We start from the raw sequence: 13501 nt of genomic DNA, 5'->3' as shown, positions 1-13501 counted from the left end.
TGCAATGTGCGTACGATCGTGCCATGGAGATCATCGAGGTCGGTCCCCGAGACGGACTGCAGAACGAGAAGGTGCTCGTGTCCACCGAGGACAAGCTCGAGCTGATCTCGCGCAGCATCGACGCGGGCCTGCGCCGGATCGAGGCGACCAGCTTCGTGCACCCGCGGCGGGTGCCGCAGATGGCGGACGCCGAGGCCGTGATGGCCGGGGTGCCCCGTCGGCCCGACGTCTCCTACATCGGGCTGGTGCTCAACCGGCGCGGGTTCGACCGCGCGGTGGCGGCGGGCGTCGACGAGGTCAACTGCGTCGTCGTCGCCTCGGAGACCTTCAGCCAGCGCAACCAGGGCATGTCGATCGCCGACTCCCTGCAGGGCGTCGCCGACCTCGCCGGCGACGCCCGGGCCGCCGGGCTGGGCCTGTCGGTGACGATCGCGGCGTCGTTCGGCTGTCCCTTCGAGGGGGAGGTGCCGGAGACCACCGTGGTCGACCTCGCGCGGCGGGTGCACGACCTGGGGGTCGACGAGATCGCGCTCGCCGACACCATCGGCGTCGGCGTCCCGCCCCAGGTGAGCCGGCTCGCCGCCGGGGTCGCGGCCGTGGCGCCCGGCGCCCGGCTGCGCTGCCACCTCCACAACACCCGCAACACCGGCTACGCGAACGCCGTCGCCGCGCTCGACGCCGGGATCACGGTGCTCGACGCCTCGACCGGTGGCATCGGCGGCTGCCCGTTCGCCCCGGACGCGACCGGCAACCTCGCGACCGAGGACCTGGTCTACCTGCTCGACCGCAGCGGCATCGACTCCGGGGTCGACCTGGGGCGGGTCATCGGCACCGCGCGCTGGCTCGACGGCGTGCTCGGCGCCCCCACCCCGGGCCAGCTGGCCCGCGCCGGCGCGTTCCCGGGCTCGCTCGCCGACTAGGTCGAGAAGAGCTCGTCCACCTGGGCCTCGCTCGCCTCGAGGTGGGCGAGCAGCACGTCGCGGCCGAGCATGACGTGCTCGAACATCAGCGCCGACGCCCGTTGCCCGTCGCCGGCGAGGATCGCGTCGCGGATGAGCTGGTGGAAGAGGTGGGAGCGCTCGGTCTGCGCGCGGTCGAACTGGCGGAACGCCTGGAAGACGAGCGGGACGTCGACGGTGCGCTCCAGCAGGCGGCCCAGTCGGTCGTGCCGCGCACCGGCGAGCACGGCGCCGTGGACCTCGCGGTTGGCGTCGTCGATCGCGCGGACCTGGTCGAGCTCGTCGTCCCAGTCGGCGCCGAGGGCATGCTCGAAGGCGGCGATGCCGGCGTCGAGGCGCTCGAGCTCCGCCGGCCCGATCCGCTGGGCGGCCAGCTCGGCGGCGTACCCCTCCAGGCGGGCGCGCAGGTCGTAGAGGTCGGAGATCTCGTCCAGGGAGACCTCGCGGACCACGGCGCCGCGGTTCGGCTCGCTGTGCACCAGGCCCTCGGCCTCGAGCTGGCGCAGGGCCTCGCGCACCGGGGTGCGGGAGAGGTCGAACTCCTCGCCGATGCGCTGCTCGACCAGCCGCTGGCCGGGGCGGTAGCGCCCCTCGACGATGGCGCGCCGGATCTGCTGGTACGCCGACTGCGTGGTGGCTCTGCGGGTCGCCACGGCTCTGGTCGCCTCCGTCCGGTGTCGGTCCCGTCGTCCCTCGATTGTGTGCATCCTAGGGACATCGCGTCCGGCTCCCCGGGCGACTGTCGACGCGTCGAGCGAAAATGTATACAATTCGGGCATGACTGCGACCCCCGCCGGCCCGCTCGCCGGTCTCCGCGTGCTCGAGCTGGGCAGCTTCATCGCCGGCCCCTTCGCCGGCCAGCTCCTCGGTGACTACGGCGCGGACGTGGTCAAGATCGAGACGACCACGACCGGCGACCCGATGCGGCGCTGGGGGATCAACGTCGACGGCGAGAGCCTCTGGTGGCCCTCGATCGCGCGCAACAAGCGGTCGGTCGCGCTCGACCTGCGCCAGCAGGAGGGCCGCGAGCTGGTCCGCCGCCTGATCACCGAGGTCGACGTGGTGCTCGAGAACTTCCGGCCGGGAACGCTGACCGGCTGGGACCTGGACTACGAGGCCCTCTCGGCGCTCAACCCGCGGCTGATCATGGTCCATGTCTCCGGGTTCGGGCAGACCGGCCCGCGGGCCAGCGAGGCCGGCTTCGGGAGCATCGGGGAGGCGATGGGCGGGATCCGGCACACCACCGGCAACCCCGAGCTGCCGCCGACCCGGTCCGGCATCAGCCTGGGCGACTCCCTCGCGGCGATGTTCGCGGTGATCGGCACGCTCGCGGCGGTCCACGAGCGGCACGCCAGCGGCCGCGGCCAGGAGGTCGACGTCGCCATCTACGAGGCCGTGGCCGCGCTGATGGAGTCGACGATGGCCGACCACGCGGTCGCCGGCGTCACCCGGGGCCGCACCGGCTCGGTGCTGCCCGGGGTCTCGCCGTCCAACGTCTACCCGACCGCCGACGGCGCCGAGGTGCTGATCGCCGCGAACGCCGACACCGTCTTCCGCCGGCTGTGCGCCGCGATGGGAGCCCCGGAGCTGGCCGACGACCCGCGCTTCGCGGACCACCACGCCCGCGGCGAGCACATGGCCGAGATCGACGGGCTGGTCGCCGACTGGACCCGCACGATGACCGCCGACGTGCTGCTGAAGTCGATGGAGGAGAGCGGTGTCCCGGCCGGCCGGATCTACACCGCGCCGGACATGCTCGCCGACCCGCAGTACGCCGCGCGTGACATGGTCGTCACCCTGGTCAACCGGTTCGGCGCGGCGCTGCCCGCCGCGGGCATCGTGCCGAAGTTCTCCCGGACCCACCCGGCCGCTCCGGTCCCGGGCCCGGAGCTCGGCAGCCACACCCGCGACGTGCTGACGCGGCTGGCCGGGGTCGACGCGGCGCAGTGGGAGCGGCTGCAGGCCGCCGGCGTCGCCGTCCAGGCAGGCTGACCCCGGGCCGGAACCGCGACTCAGATCGCGGTCATCCCGCCGTCGACGACCAGCGTCGTGCCGGTCACGTACGACGACGCCGGGCTGGCGAGGAAGAGCACGGCCGAGTCGAGCTCGCGCTGCTCGCCGAAGCGGCCGAGCAGGCTGTGCTCGGCCACCATCGTGCGCAGGGCGTCCTCGCCCTCGGCGGTCATCTCGCTGGCGAAGTAGCCGGGGCAGAGTGCATTCACGCGGATGCCCTTGCGTGCCGACCACTGCTGGGCAAGGTCGCGGGTGAGCCCGATGACGCCCGCCTTGCTGGCGGCGTACGGCGCCTGCGGGAAGCGCGAGGCGACCAGGCCGTGCACGCTGGCCACGTTGACGATCGACGAGCCGCGCGGCATGTGCGGCGCGCAGGCGCGCGCCATCGAGTAGGACCCGATGAGGTTCACGTCGACGACCGACCGGAACGACTCGGTCGCCTCGCGCGAGGCCGGGGTGGAGGCGCCGACGCCGGCGTTGTTGACCAGCACGTCGATGCGGCCGTGCTCGGCGAGGGCCAGCGTCGCGAGCGCATCGCAGTCCGCCGGCTCGGTGACGTCGGTCGCCCGCGTGTGGACCGTGCTGCCGGCGACCCGCAGCTTCTCGGCGACCTCCTCGAGCCGGCCCGCGCGCCGGGCGCCCAGCACGAGCGTGGCGCCGACGGAGGCCAGCGCGTGCGCGAAGCCGGCGCCGAGCCCGGAGCTGGCACCGGTGATCACGACGACCCGGTCGTCGAGGCGGAACTGGTCGAGGAGGGGGGAGACCGTCACGTGGACAGTTTAGCGAACGCTAACTAGAGTGCGCCATACGTTCCTGAGGAGGCATCCATGCGCAGTGCCGTCGTCGTCGACGTGGTCCGGACCCCGTCCGGCAAGGGCAAGCTGGGCGGGGCCCTGGCCGACGTCCACCCGGTCGACCTGCTCGCGACCACGCTCGCCGCCCTGGTCGAGCGGCAGCGCCTCGACCCCGCGCTCGTCGACGACGTGATCGTCGGCTGCGTCGGCCAGGCCGGCCAGCAGGCGCTCAACATCGGCCGCCAGGGCGTCCTGGCCGCGGGCTGGCCCGACAGCGTCCCGGCGACCACGGTCGACCGGCAGTGCGGCTCCAGCCAGCAGGCCGTGCACTTCGCGGCCCAGGGCGTGATCGCCGGCGCGTACGACGTGGTGGTCGCCGCGGGCGTCGAGTCGATGAGCCGCGTCCCGATGTTCTCCGCCGTCCGGGGCGAGGACCCCTACGGGCCCGGGATCGCGCGCCGCTTCCCCGAGGGCCTGCTGCACCAGGGCGTCTGCGCCGACCTGGTCGCCGAGAAGTGGGGGATGGGCCGGGCCGACCTCGACGCGTTCGCGGCCCGCTCCCACCGACTGGCCGCCGAGACGGCGGCGTCGGGCGGGTTCGCGGACGAGCTCGTCGCCGTGGGCGACGTCGACGCGGACGAGACCATCCGCGCCACCACGACACCGGAGGCCCTCGCCGGCCTGCGACCGGCGTTCGCCAGCGACGAGATGCGCGCGCGCCACCCCGGGATGGACTGGCGGATCACGCCGGGCAACTCCTCGCCGCTCACCGACGGCGCCGCCGCCGCGCTGGTGATGGGCGAGGACGTCGCCGAGCGGCTCGGGCTGCGCCCGCGGGCCCGCTTCGTCTCCTTCGCCGTCGCCGGTGACGACCCCGCGCTGATGCTGACCGCGCCGATCCCCGCGACCCACAAGGCGCTCTCCAAGGCCGGCCTGGGCATCGGCGACGTCGACGCCTACGAGGTCAACGAGGCGTTCGCGAGCGTGCCCCTCGCCTGGCAGGCCGAGGTCGGAGCCGACCCCGACCGGCTCAACCCGCGCGGCGGTGCCATCGCCCTCGGCCATCCCCTGGGCGCGTCCGGCACCCGGCTGCTCGCCACGCTGGTCAACCACCTGGAGGCGACCGACGGACGCTACGGACTGCAGACCATGTGCGAGGCCGGCGGGCTCGCAAACGCCACGATCATCGAGCGGGTCTGAGCGGTGGCCAGGGACCTCTGGGCGCGCCGATCCCTCTTCGGCGACGACCACGAAGACCTCCGGGCCAGCGTCCGCGAGCTGCTCGCCCGAGCGGTCGTGCCGTACGGCGAGGAGTGGGACTCCGCCGGCATCATCCCGCGCGCGCCGTGGCTGGCCGCCGGCGAGCTGGGGCTGCTCGGGCTGGCCCTCGAGGGCGACTACGCCTTCCGCTGCGTGGTCATCGAGGAGTGCGCGCGCGTCGGCGCGACGTCGTACTCCTCGGGCCTGACGGTGCACGCCGACATCGCGCTTCCCTACGTGGTCGACATGGCGACGCCGGCCCAGCGGGAGCGCTGGGTGCCCGGGCTGACCTCGGGGGAGCTGATCGGCGCGATCGCCATGACCGAGCCCGGCACCGGGTCGGACCTCCAGGGCATCCGCACCTCCGCACGCCGCGACGGCGACGGCTGGGTGCTCAACGGCGCCAAGACCTTCATCACCAACGGCATCAACAGCGACGTGGTCGTCGTGGTCGCCCGCACCGACCCCTCGCCGGAGGCCGGCAGCCGTGCCTTCAGCCTCTTCGTCGTCGAGCGCGGGATGGCGGGGTTCGAGCGCGGGCGCAACCTCGACAAGGTGGGGCTCAAGGCGCAGGACACCGCCGAGCTCTTCTTCGACGAGGTCCGGCTCACCGACGAGCACGTGCTCGGCGAGGTCGGCGACGGCTTCCGCCAGCTGATGGTGCATCTCCCGCTCGAGCGGATCGGCATCGCGGTGACCGCCTGCGCCGGGGCGCGCGCCGCGCTCTCGTGGACGATCGACCACGTGCGCGAGCGGACCGCGTTCGGTCGGCCGATCGCGGGCTTCCAGAACACCCAGTTCGCCATCGCCGAGATGGCGACGGCGCTCGACGTCGCGCAGGCGTACGTCGACCAGGCGGTGCTGCGCCTCGATCGCGGCGAGCTGACCGCCGTCGACGCCGCGCAGGCGAAGTGGTGGGCGACCGAGATGCACAAGGACGTGGTCGACCGCTGCGTCCAGCTCTTCGGCGGCTACGGCTACATGGTCGAGTACCCGATCGCCCGCGCCTACCTGGACACCCGGGTGACCACCATCTACGGCGGCACGACCGAGATCATGAAGCAGATCGTCGCGCGCGACGTGCTCGGCGTGCGCTGAGGATCCGTCGGGCGTCGCTGCTGGGTGCACTCAGGAGTGGGGCCGAGTGCCGTCGAGAGCGTCGAGCCGGAACCAGCCGCGGCTGTGGAGCGGGCAGCGGCCGGGTTGAGACGCCGCTGCCGCCGTGGCGCCGCCGGCGAGCACGCGGGAGCTCCAGCGGAGGCGCCGCCAGCCGAGGGCGACGAGGAGCATGCCGATCACGCCGACCTTGGCCCACTGGGGGCGCGGCCCGAAGTCCTCGGGATGCGGGTAGCCGCCGTCGACGAGGCTGGCCGCGCGTTCGAAGTGGTTGCGGGAGTCGGGATAGAGCGCCTCGTCCAGGGAGTACAGGACGGGCATCGCCAACGGTCCTCCGATCAGGTCGAGCACCGCCCACTGGGTGACGTGGCGCGACTCGTGGCTGGCCAGCGCCTTCCACTGACCCTTCTCCCTCATCTCGGACTTGTCGCGGGTGAGGACGACGCTGCCCACGGCGAAGCTGCTCTCCGAGGCCGCCGACGGCATGAACGCCAGGGTCATCGAGTCCCCCTTGCAGAGCCCGCCGCCGCGGTCGTCGACGTAATGGCGGGCCAGGCCGGAGACGGGCGCCGTGAGGACCTGTCGTGCCGTGAGCCAGACGCCGCCGGCCTCCGCCGTGCCGGACCCGTCCAGTCGGGCCGTGGTGTGGGTCGGCAGCTCCGGTCCGCACGACGGCAGCCCGGGGCCGTTCATGAGCTGGTCGGTGGCCATTCCCGCCCCCAGGAGGACCAGTCCGGCCAGCGCGGAGGTGCCGGCCAGCGCGACGCGCCGCCGTCGTCGGCAGCCCCGGCAGGTCGGATGGGCCGATCGTCGACCGTGTGTCACGTGCCAGAGCCCCGCCAGGAGTCCGAGCAGACCGAAGGCGAGGATGAGGGCGAGCAGTGCGGCGAGCCGGCCGAGCCAGCGGAGCACGGCCGGACGCCCGTGGCGGGCGTCTCGCGCGTCGTGCGCCGTGTCCGCTGGGCGACTCGGCGCCGTCTCGGCGGTCCGCAAGCGTGCTCCTTCTCCGTCAGCGGTCTCGCGTGCTGGACGATGAACACGTCGGCGTGCCGCGTCTTTCGTGGAAGGACTCTTGGGTACCCGCGTTATCGAACCGTAATCCGTTCGATGCCGGAACGAGACGCTCGGAGGCGTGTGGCGGGCCGCCGCGTCCAGCGAACACGCACGACTCCCGACACGTCCCGACAATTCTTGACTCGTTCAAGAAACGGCGCAAGACTGCACCCATGACCACCGACGCCGAGCAACTGCTGCGGGGCGCGGGGCTGCGGGTCACCCGGCCGCGGCTCGCGGTCCTCGACGCGGTGCACGCTCACCCGCACGCCGACACCGAGTCGATCATCGGCGCCGTGCGCCGCGGGCTGCCCGATGTCTCCCACCAGGCCGTCTACGACTCGCTGCACACGCTCACCGCGGCAGGACTGGTACGCCGCATCCAGCCCTCCGGTTCGGTGGCCCGCTACGAGTCGCGGGTCGACGACAACCACCACCACGTGGTCTGCCGCTCCTGCGGCGCCATCGCCGACGTCGACTGCGCCGTCGGCCACGCGCCGTGCCTGACCGCCTCCGACGACTCCGGCTTCCGGATCGACGAGGCCGAGGTCATCTACTGGGGCCTGTGCCCCGCCTGCTCCACCGCACCTACCCCGAAGTGACGAACCCCCGTTGGAAGGAAGCGCGAGAAACATGACCGACAACCAGAGCGACCCGCAGGGCGTGGACCGCAAGGCCGAGGGCGGGTGCCCGGTGATGCACGACTCGGCTGCCGCCCACGGCAGCGAGAGCGAGAACCCGGCCATCGACTCGCCGACGCCGAAGACCGGCGGCCGTCCCCACAGCAACAAGGACTGGTGGCCCAACAGCCTCGACATCTCGGTGCTGCACGCGCACTCCTCGAAGGGCAACCCGCTCGACGAGGGCTTCAGCTACGCCGAGGAGTTCGAGAAGCTCGACCTCGACGAGCTGCGTCGCGACATCGTCGAGGTGCTCACCACCTCGCAGGACTGGTGGCCGGCAGACTTCGGTCACTACGGCGGTCTGATCATCCGGATGAGCTGGCACGCGGCCGGCACCTACCGGATCCACGACGGCCGCGGCGGCGCCGGCGACGGCGCGCAGCGGTTCGCGCCCCTGAACAGCTGGCCCGACAACGCCAACCTCGACAAGGCCCGCCGCCTGCTGTGGCCCGTCAAGCAGAAGCACGGCCAGAAGATCTCCTGGGCCGACCTGCTGGTCTTCGCCGGCAACGTCGCGCTCGAGGACATGGGGTTCACGACGTTCGGCTTCGGCTTCGGCCGCGAGGACGTCTGGGAGCCCGAGGAGATCTACTGGGGTCCCGAGGACACCTGGCTGGGCGACGAGCGCTACAGCGGCGAGCGCGACCTCGCGAACCCGCTCGGCGCGGTCCAGATGGGCCTGATCTACGTCAACCCCGAGGGCCCCAACGGCAACCCCGACCCGCTGGCCTCGGCCCGGGACATCCGTGAGACCTTCGCCCGGATGGCGATGAACGACGAGGAGACCGTCGCCCTCATCGCCGGCGGCCACACCTTCGGCAAGACCCACGGTGCCGGCGACGCCGACCTGGTCGGTCCGGAGCCGGAGGCCGCTCCCCTCGAGGAGCAGGGCCTGGGCTGGAACAGCGCGTTCGGCAGCGGCCGGGCCGGCGACACGATCACCTCCGGCATCGAGATCACCTGGACCTACCACCCCACGCGCTGGGACAACGAGTTCTTCCACATCCTGTTCGCCTACGACTGGGAGCTGATGAAGTCCCCGGCCGGCGCGCACCAGTGGCGTCCCAAGAACGGCGCCGGGTCCGACATGGTGCCGGGTGCGCACGACGGCGACCCGCGTCGCGAGCCGCGGATGCTGACCTCCGACCTCGCGCTCCGGTTCGACCCGGAGTACGAGAAGATCTCGCGGCGGTTCCACGAGAACCCCGAGGAGTTCGCGCGGGCCTTCGCCAAGGCCTGGTACAAGCTGCTGCACCGTGACCTCGGGCCGGCCAGCCGCTACCTCGGCCCGTACGTCGCCGAGACCCAGATCTGGCAGGACCCGGTGCCGGCCGTCGATCACGAGCTCGTCGGTGACGGCGACGTCGCCGCGCTGAAGGCGAGGATCCTCGAGTCGGGCCTGACCGTGTCCGAGCTGGTCTCCACGGCGTGGGCGTCGGCCGCGACCTTCCGCTCCACCGACAAGCGTGGCGGTGCGAACGGCGCGCGCATCCGGCTCGAGCCGCAGCGCAGCTGGGCGGTCAACCAGCCCGAGCAGCTCGCGACCGTCCTCGAGAAGCTCGAGGGTCTGCGCGCCGAGTTCAACGAGGCGGGCGACGCGAAGATCTCGCTGGCCGACCTGATCGTGCTGGGCGGCTCCGCCGCGGTCGAGAAGGCTGCGAAGGATGCAGGGGTCGACGTCCGCGTGCCCTTCCACGCCGGCCGCACCGACGCCACCCAGGAGCAGACCGACGTCGAGTCCTTCGCGGTGCTCGAGCCGCGGGCCGACGGCTTCCGCAACTACCTGCGCGAGGGTGAGAAGCTCCAGCCCGAGGTGCTGCTGGTCGACCGCGCCTACATGCTCGACCTCACCGCCCCCGAGATGACCGCCCTCGTCGGCGGCCTGCGCTCCCTCGGTGCCAACGTCGGCGCGGCGCAGCACGGCGTGCTCACCGACCGCCCCGGCGTGCTCACCAACGACTTCTTCGCCAACCTGCTCGCGCCCGGCGCGAGGTGGAAGGCCTCGGAGTCCGAGGAGAACGTCTACGAGATCCGCGACCTGGCCACCGACGAGGTGAAGTGGACGGCGACCCCCGTCGACCTGATCTTCGGCTCGAACTCGCAGCTGCGGGCGCTCGCCGAGGTCTACGCCAGCGACGACGCGCGCGACAAGTTCGTCCGCGACTTCGTGGCGGCCTGGGTCAAGGTCATGGAGAACGACCGCTTCGACCTGGCCTGACCGCCCCCGGGCTCGAGGCCAGCGAAGGGCCCACGTCGGACGACGTGGGCCCTTCGCCTGTTTCGGGGGAGGAGCGGAGCGAGGCGCCGGTGCAAGGCTGAAAGGCCCGGTTTCGCGAGGTCGGAGGGGGTGGTCGTGGTGCCTGCGGACGACGAGCGCGCGCCCGGCGCGGCCGCCGCGGTCAACCCGCTCAGCGCCGACCTGCGATCGGCGGTCTTCCGGGCGAAGCTGCACCCGGCCGTCAGCCCGTCGTACCTCCTGCCCCGACCTCGCCTCCACGCGCTCCTCGAAGTGGCGGTCGCGGCGCCGCTCACGCTGGTGGTGGCGCCCGCGGGCTCGGGGAAGACGTCGCTGCTGCGCAGCTGGTCGGCCGAGACCGCCCTCCCCGTCGCGTGGCTGTCCCTCGACGCGGACGACCGGGATCCGGTCCAGCTGTGGCGTGGCGTCCTCGCCGCGCTCGAGGGTGTGGCGCCGGGATCTGCCGCGTCGGCCGTGGACGGGTTGCAGCGCCCGGGCCAGCTCCTCGAGGCGGTCGGCGCGCTGCTCGACGACCTCGGGGCCCGGGAGTACGACGCGAAGGTGCTCGTGATCGACGACCTGCACCTGGTGGACGAGGTCGACGTGGTCGGGTCCTCCCTGTCGTTGTTCGTCCAGCACCTGCCCACGTGGCTGCACGTGGTGATCGCCAGCCGACGGTCCCCGCGACTGCCGGTCGACAGGCTGCGAGCGGGCGGCCATCTCGGCGAGGTCCACTTCCCGGAGCTGCGGTTCTCCCATGACGAGGCGACCGCGATGCTCGCCAGGCTCGCGCCGACGCTCAGACCCGACGTCGCGGCGGAGGTCGCGGCGCGGGCGGGCGGCTGGGCGGCGAGCATCCAGCTCGCGGCCCTGGCGGCGCGGTCGTCGGAGGCGCAAGGTGAGCGGTACCTGCCGAGACGCTTCGACGAGCGCCTCCATCTCGAGGACTACGTCTGGCACGAGGTGCTCGCCAACGAGCCCGAGGACATGGTGGACGTCCTGATCGCGACGACCGTCGTGCAGCACATCGAGCCGGACCTGGCCCGGATCCTGGCCGGCCGTGTCGACGCCGCGGATCTCCTCACGCTCGCCGAGCAGCGCGGCCTCTTCGTGTCGCGGACCGAGCCCTCCGGGTTCGAGATGCACGCGCTGGTCCGCGAGGTGCTGCTCGGCGTGCTCGCCGAGCGTTCGCCCGATCGACTGCGTCAGCTCCACGCGTGGGCGGCCGGCTGGCGCGAGGCGCACGGGCAGACCGTCTCGGCGCTCGAGCACTGGCTGCGTGCCGATCGTCCGCGCGAGACCCTCCGCCTGCTCGCCGCCCAGGCGCCGGCGCTGTACGATGGCGGCCACGAGAGCACGATCCTGCGCACGGTGACGGCCCTCCCCGACGCGGTCGTCGCCGACGGGATCGACGCGATGCTGGAGTACGCGTGGTGCCACCTGCTGGTGGATCGCCGCCGCTTCGTCGCCCTCGTCGAGGGACTCCGCCGGCTGGTGCGCGACGACCTCGACGTGGATCCCGTGCTGGGCGCGCGGTTGGAGGTCCTGGAGTCCATCGCGGCGACGCTCCAGGGTCACTGGGTCGACGGGGCGTCGCTGGCCCGCTCGGCGCTCGAGAGCCTCGGCGACTCGTGGTGGCTCGACCCGCTCGGTCAGTTCGCGTGGAACATGATCGCGCGCGACATCGCGCTCTCCGAGCGCTGGGACGACTCGAGCCACGAGGTCCGCGAGGTCGTCCGGGCACTCAGTGTCGTGCCCGAGCGGCGGCTCGCGTTCGAAGGCAGCCGCTCGTTGGCCGAGGCCCTGGCCGGTCGCCCCGCCGACGCGCTCCGCCTGGTGGCCGGCGCGCGCCAGGTCGAGGCACACGCCAGCATGACGGTCCTGCGCAACGAGGCACTCACGGCGGAGGCGGTCGCCCGCCGCGAGCTCGGGGACGTCGCGACCGCCATGCCCCTGCTGCTCGAGGTCTGCGAGGGGAGCGTCGAGCCGGCGTCGCACTGCCAGCTGCTGGCCCTCCTGGAGCTGACCGAGGCGCGGCTCGCCGCCGGCGACCTCGAGGCCGCGGAGCGGAGCTTCGGTCGGGCCACGGAGATGGTCGACACGGAGATGCCCGGGCCCGGCGCCCGCACCTGGCTGGGACGGTGCGGCGTCTCGCTGAGCCTGGCCGCCGGCGACGTCGAGGGGGCACGGGCGTGGTCCGGTCAGGTGGTCGACACCTTCTGGACGGGCGCCGTCGCAGCACGCCTGCACCTCGCGACCGGCGACGCGGGACTCGCCGCCGTCGAGCTGAAGACGGTCGAGCCCCGGTGCCCGCGCCACCGCGTCGTCGCGGCCCTGCTGCAGAGCCGCGCGAGCGTTGCACCGCGGGAGGCGCAGGAGCACCTGCTCGAGGCGGCCGGGGTGGCCGCGAGCCACGGTCTCGTCCAGACGGTGGCGGCCGACGGGCCGGAGATCCTCGACCGGATCGAGCGGCTCGCGGGGCGCGTGCCCCAGCACTGGCTGGACCGGCTTCGTCGCGCCGGCCAGCCACCGGCGGCGCACGCGGAGACCTCGGGTCTCGTGGAGGAGCTCACCGAGCGCGAGCTCGAGGTGCTGCGGATGTTGCCCAGTCGGTTGACGCTCCGCGAGATCGCCGACGAGCTCTTCATCTCGATCAACACCCTGAAGTTCCACCTCAAGGTGATCTATCGCAAGCTCGGCTGCACGTCGCGCGCCGAGGCGGCCGAGGTCGCGCGCGCACTGACCAGCCTGCGCCGCAGGGGTCAGCCGTCGAGCACCCGCCGCCGCTGAACCTCGTACCGGTCGAGCGACAGCAGCCCCCGCTCGACGAGTCGCGCGAGCTGGCGCACCTGGGCCACCTGGTCGATCAGGGGCGTCGACCCCGGACTCCGGACGATGAGGTCGGTGGCGCCCGCGCGGCCGAGTGACGCCAGCACGCGGTCCCGGGCGATCCGCTCGCCGGCGGTCAGCCGGGCACCGCCCGCCCGGGCGGCGTCGGAGAGTGCTCCCGCCCAGGTGTCCTCGACCAGCACCAGCAGCGCGATCTCGTCCGAGGCCAGCGTGACCGAGGCGAGCTCGACGTCGTGCGTGCTCAGGAGCACGCCGCCGTCGGCGACGGCCGTCAGCCCCGAGAGCGGCTGGTGGTCGGCAGGAGACCCCGCGTCGACCCGTGCCGAGCCGTCGACGCGGACCAGGACGACCGCGTCGAGGAGCCGGATCGACCCGGTGTGCACCAGCTGCTCCACGGCGCGGGCCACGGGCGCGAGTGCGTCGACGTCGTGCGCCGAGACCAGGACGTACTCGAGCAGGTCGAGGTCCGGCTCTCCCTCCCGCCGCGGCGGGTCCGGCATGGGTCTCACCTTCCTGCGGGTGGCGGTCGGTCCCCGG

The 13501-nt window shown here is 73.1% G+C and carries 11 protein-coding genes; 7 read left to right on the top strand and 4 right to left on the bottom strand.

Features of this window, described 5'->3' with window-relative positions; translation table 11 throughout:
- The first annotated feature begins 23 nt into the window (after positions 1-23).
- Entirely contained in the window at positions 24-920 is an 897-nt protein-coding gene (locus PZ894_RS00960; RefSeq protein WP_275741548.1) for a hydroxymethylglutaryl-CoA lyase, read from the top strand.
- On the opposite strand, the gene PZ894_RS00955 is transcribed toward PZ894_RS00960, so the two are convergent.
- On the bottom strand, positions 917-1612 hold the full coding sequence (locus tag PZ894_RS00955; RefSeq protein ID WP_275741547.1) for a GntR family transcriptional regulator: 696 nt from the start codon (positions 1610-1612) through the stop codon (positions 917-919). The genes PZ894_RS00960 and PZ894_RS00955 overlap by 4 nt on opposite strands.
- A gap of 124 nt (positions 1613-1736) precedes the next feature.
- Here PZ894_RS00955 and PZ894_RS00950 point away from each other — a divergent pair, with 124 nt between their 5' ends.
- On the top strand, positions 1737-2951 hold the full coding sequence (locus PZ894_RS00950) for a CaiB/BaiF CoA-transferase family protein (protein ID WP_275741545.1): 1215 nt from the start codon (positions 1737-1739) through the stop codon (positions 2949-2951).
- Positions 2952-2971: 20 nt separating this feature from the next.
- Here PZ894_RS00950 and PZ894_RS00945 read toward each other — a convergent pair whose 3' ends face one another.
- Positions 2972-3742 carry an SDR family oxidoreductase gene (locus PZ894_RS00945; protein ID WP_275741543.1) on the bottom strand — a complete coding sequence of 257 codons (771 nt, stop codon included), beginning with the start codon at positions 3740-3742 and terminating at the stop codon, positions 2972-2974.
- 57 nt (positions 3743-3799) lie between these two features.
- On the opposite strand from PZ894_RS00945, the gene PZ894_RS00940 reads away from it, so the two are divergent.
- Positions 3800-4966, top strand: a complete 1167-nt coding sequence (locus PZ894_RS00940) for a thiolase family protein (RefSeq protein WP_275741541.1) — start codon at positions 3800-3802, stop codon at positions 4964-4966.
- Positions 4967-4969: 3 nt separating this feature from the next.
- Entirely contained in the window at positions 4970-6124 is a 1155-nt protein-coding gene (locus PZ894_RS00935) for an acyl-CoA dehydrogenase family protein (RefSeq protein ID WP_275741539.1), read from the top strand.
- A 30-nt stretch (positions 6125-6154) separates the two neighbouring features.
- Here PZ894_RS00935 and PZ894_RS00930 read toward each other — a convergent pair whose 3' ends face one another.
- A complete protein-coding gene (locus PZ894_RS00930; protein WP_275741537.1) occupies positions 6155-7135 on the bottom strand; it encodes a hypothetical protein in 981 nt (326 codons plus the stop codon).
- Positions 7136-7368: 233 nt separating this feature from the next.
- Between PZ894_RS00930 and PZ894_RS00925 the strand changes: the two genes are divergently transcribed.
- From PZ894_RS00925 to PZ894_RS00915, 3 genes are all read left to right on the top strand, one after another.
- Positions 7369-7797, top strand: coding sequence for a Fur family transcriptional regulator (locus PZ894_RS00925; RefSeq protein WP_275741535.1), 429 nt, complete (start codon positions 7369-7371; stop codon positions 7795-7797).
- Positions 7798-7828: 31 nt separating this feature from the next.
- Complete coding sequence (katG, locus tag PZ894_RS00920) at positions 7829-10096, top strand: catalase/peroxidase HPI (protein WP_275741534.1); 2268 nt, start codon at positions 7829-7831, stop codon at positions 10094-10096.
- A gap of 138 nt (positions 10097-10234) precedes the next feature.
- The gene (locus PZ894_RS00915) at positions 10235-12904 is read left to right on the top strand and encodes a LuxR C-terminal-related transcriptional regulator (RefSeq protein WP_275741532.1); all 2670 of its coding nucleotides are present in this window, start codon (positions 10235-10237) and stop codon (positions 12902-12904) included.
- On the opposite strand, the gene PZ894_RS00910 is transcribed toward PZ894_RS00915, so the two are convergent.
- Entirely contained in the window at positions 12877-13464 is a 588-nt protein-coding gene (locus PZ894_RS00910; RefSeq protein WP_275741530.1) for a hypothetical protein, read from the bottom strand. The two genes, PZ894_RS00915 and PZ894_RS00910, sit on opposite strands and share 28 nt — an antisense overlap.
- Positions 13465-13501 lie beyond the last annotated feature (37 nt).

The organism is Nocardioides sp. YIM 152315, assembly GCF_029210375.1.
Taxonomy (GTDB): domain Bacteria; phylum Actinomycetota; class Actinomycetes; order Propionibacteriales; family Nocardioidaceae; genus Nocardioides.
The sequence above is the reverse complement of the archived record's forward strand: the minus strand, read 5'-3'. Positions and strand labels throughout refer to the sequence as shown.

What these genes read in the sequence shown, in the direction of transcription:
- PZ894_RS00960 (WP_275741548.1), top strand. Translation starts at nt 24, where the DNA reads ATGGAGATCATCGAGGTCGGTCCCCGAGACGGACTGCAGAACGAGAAG.
- PZ894_RS00950 (WP_275741545.1), top strand. Translation starts at nt 1,737, where the DNA reads ATGACTGCGACCCCCGCCGGCCCGCTCGCCGGTCTCCGCGTGCTCGAG.
- PZ894_RS00940 (WP_275741541.1), top strand. Translation starts at nt 3,800, where the DNA reads ATGCGCAGTGCCGTCGTCGTCGACGTGGTCCGGACCCCGTCCGGCAAG.
- PZ894_RS00925 (WP_275741535.1), top strand. Translation starts at nt 7,369, where the DNA reads ATGACCACCGACGCCGAGCAACTGCTGCGGGGCGCGGGGCTGCGGGTC.
- katG (WP_275741534.1), top strand. Translation starts at nt 7,829, where the DNA reads ATGACCGACAACCAGAGCGACCCGCAGGGCGTGGACCGCAAGGCCGAG.
- PZ894_RS00910 (WP_275741530.1), bottom strand. Translation starts at nt 13,464, where the DNA reads ATGCCGGACCCGCCGCGGCGGGAGGGAGAGCCGGACCTCGACCTGCTC.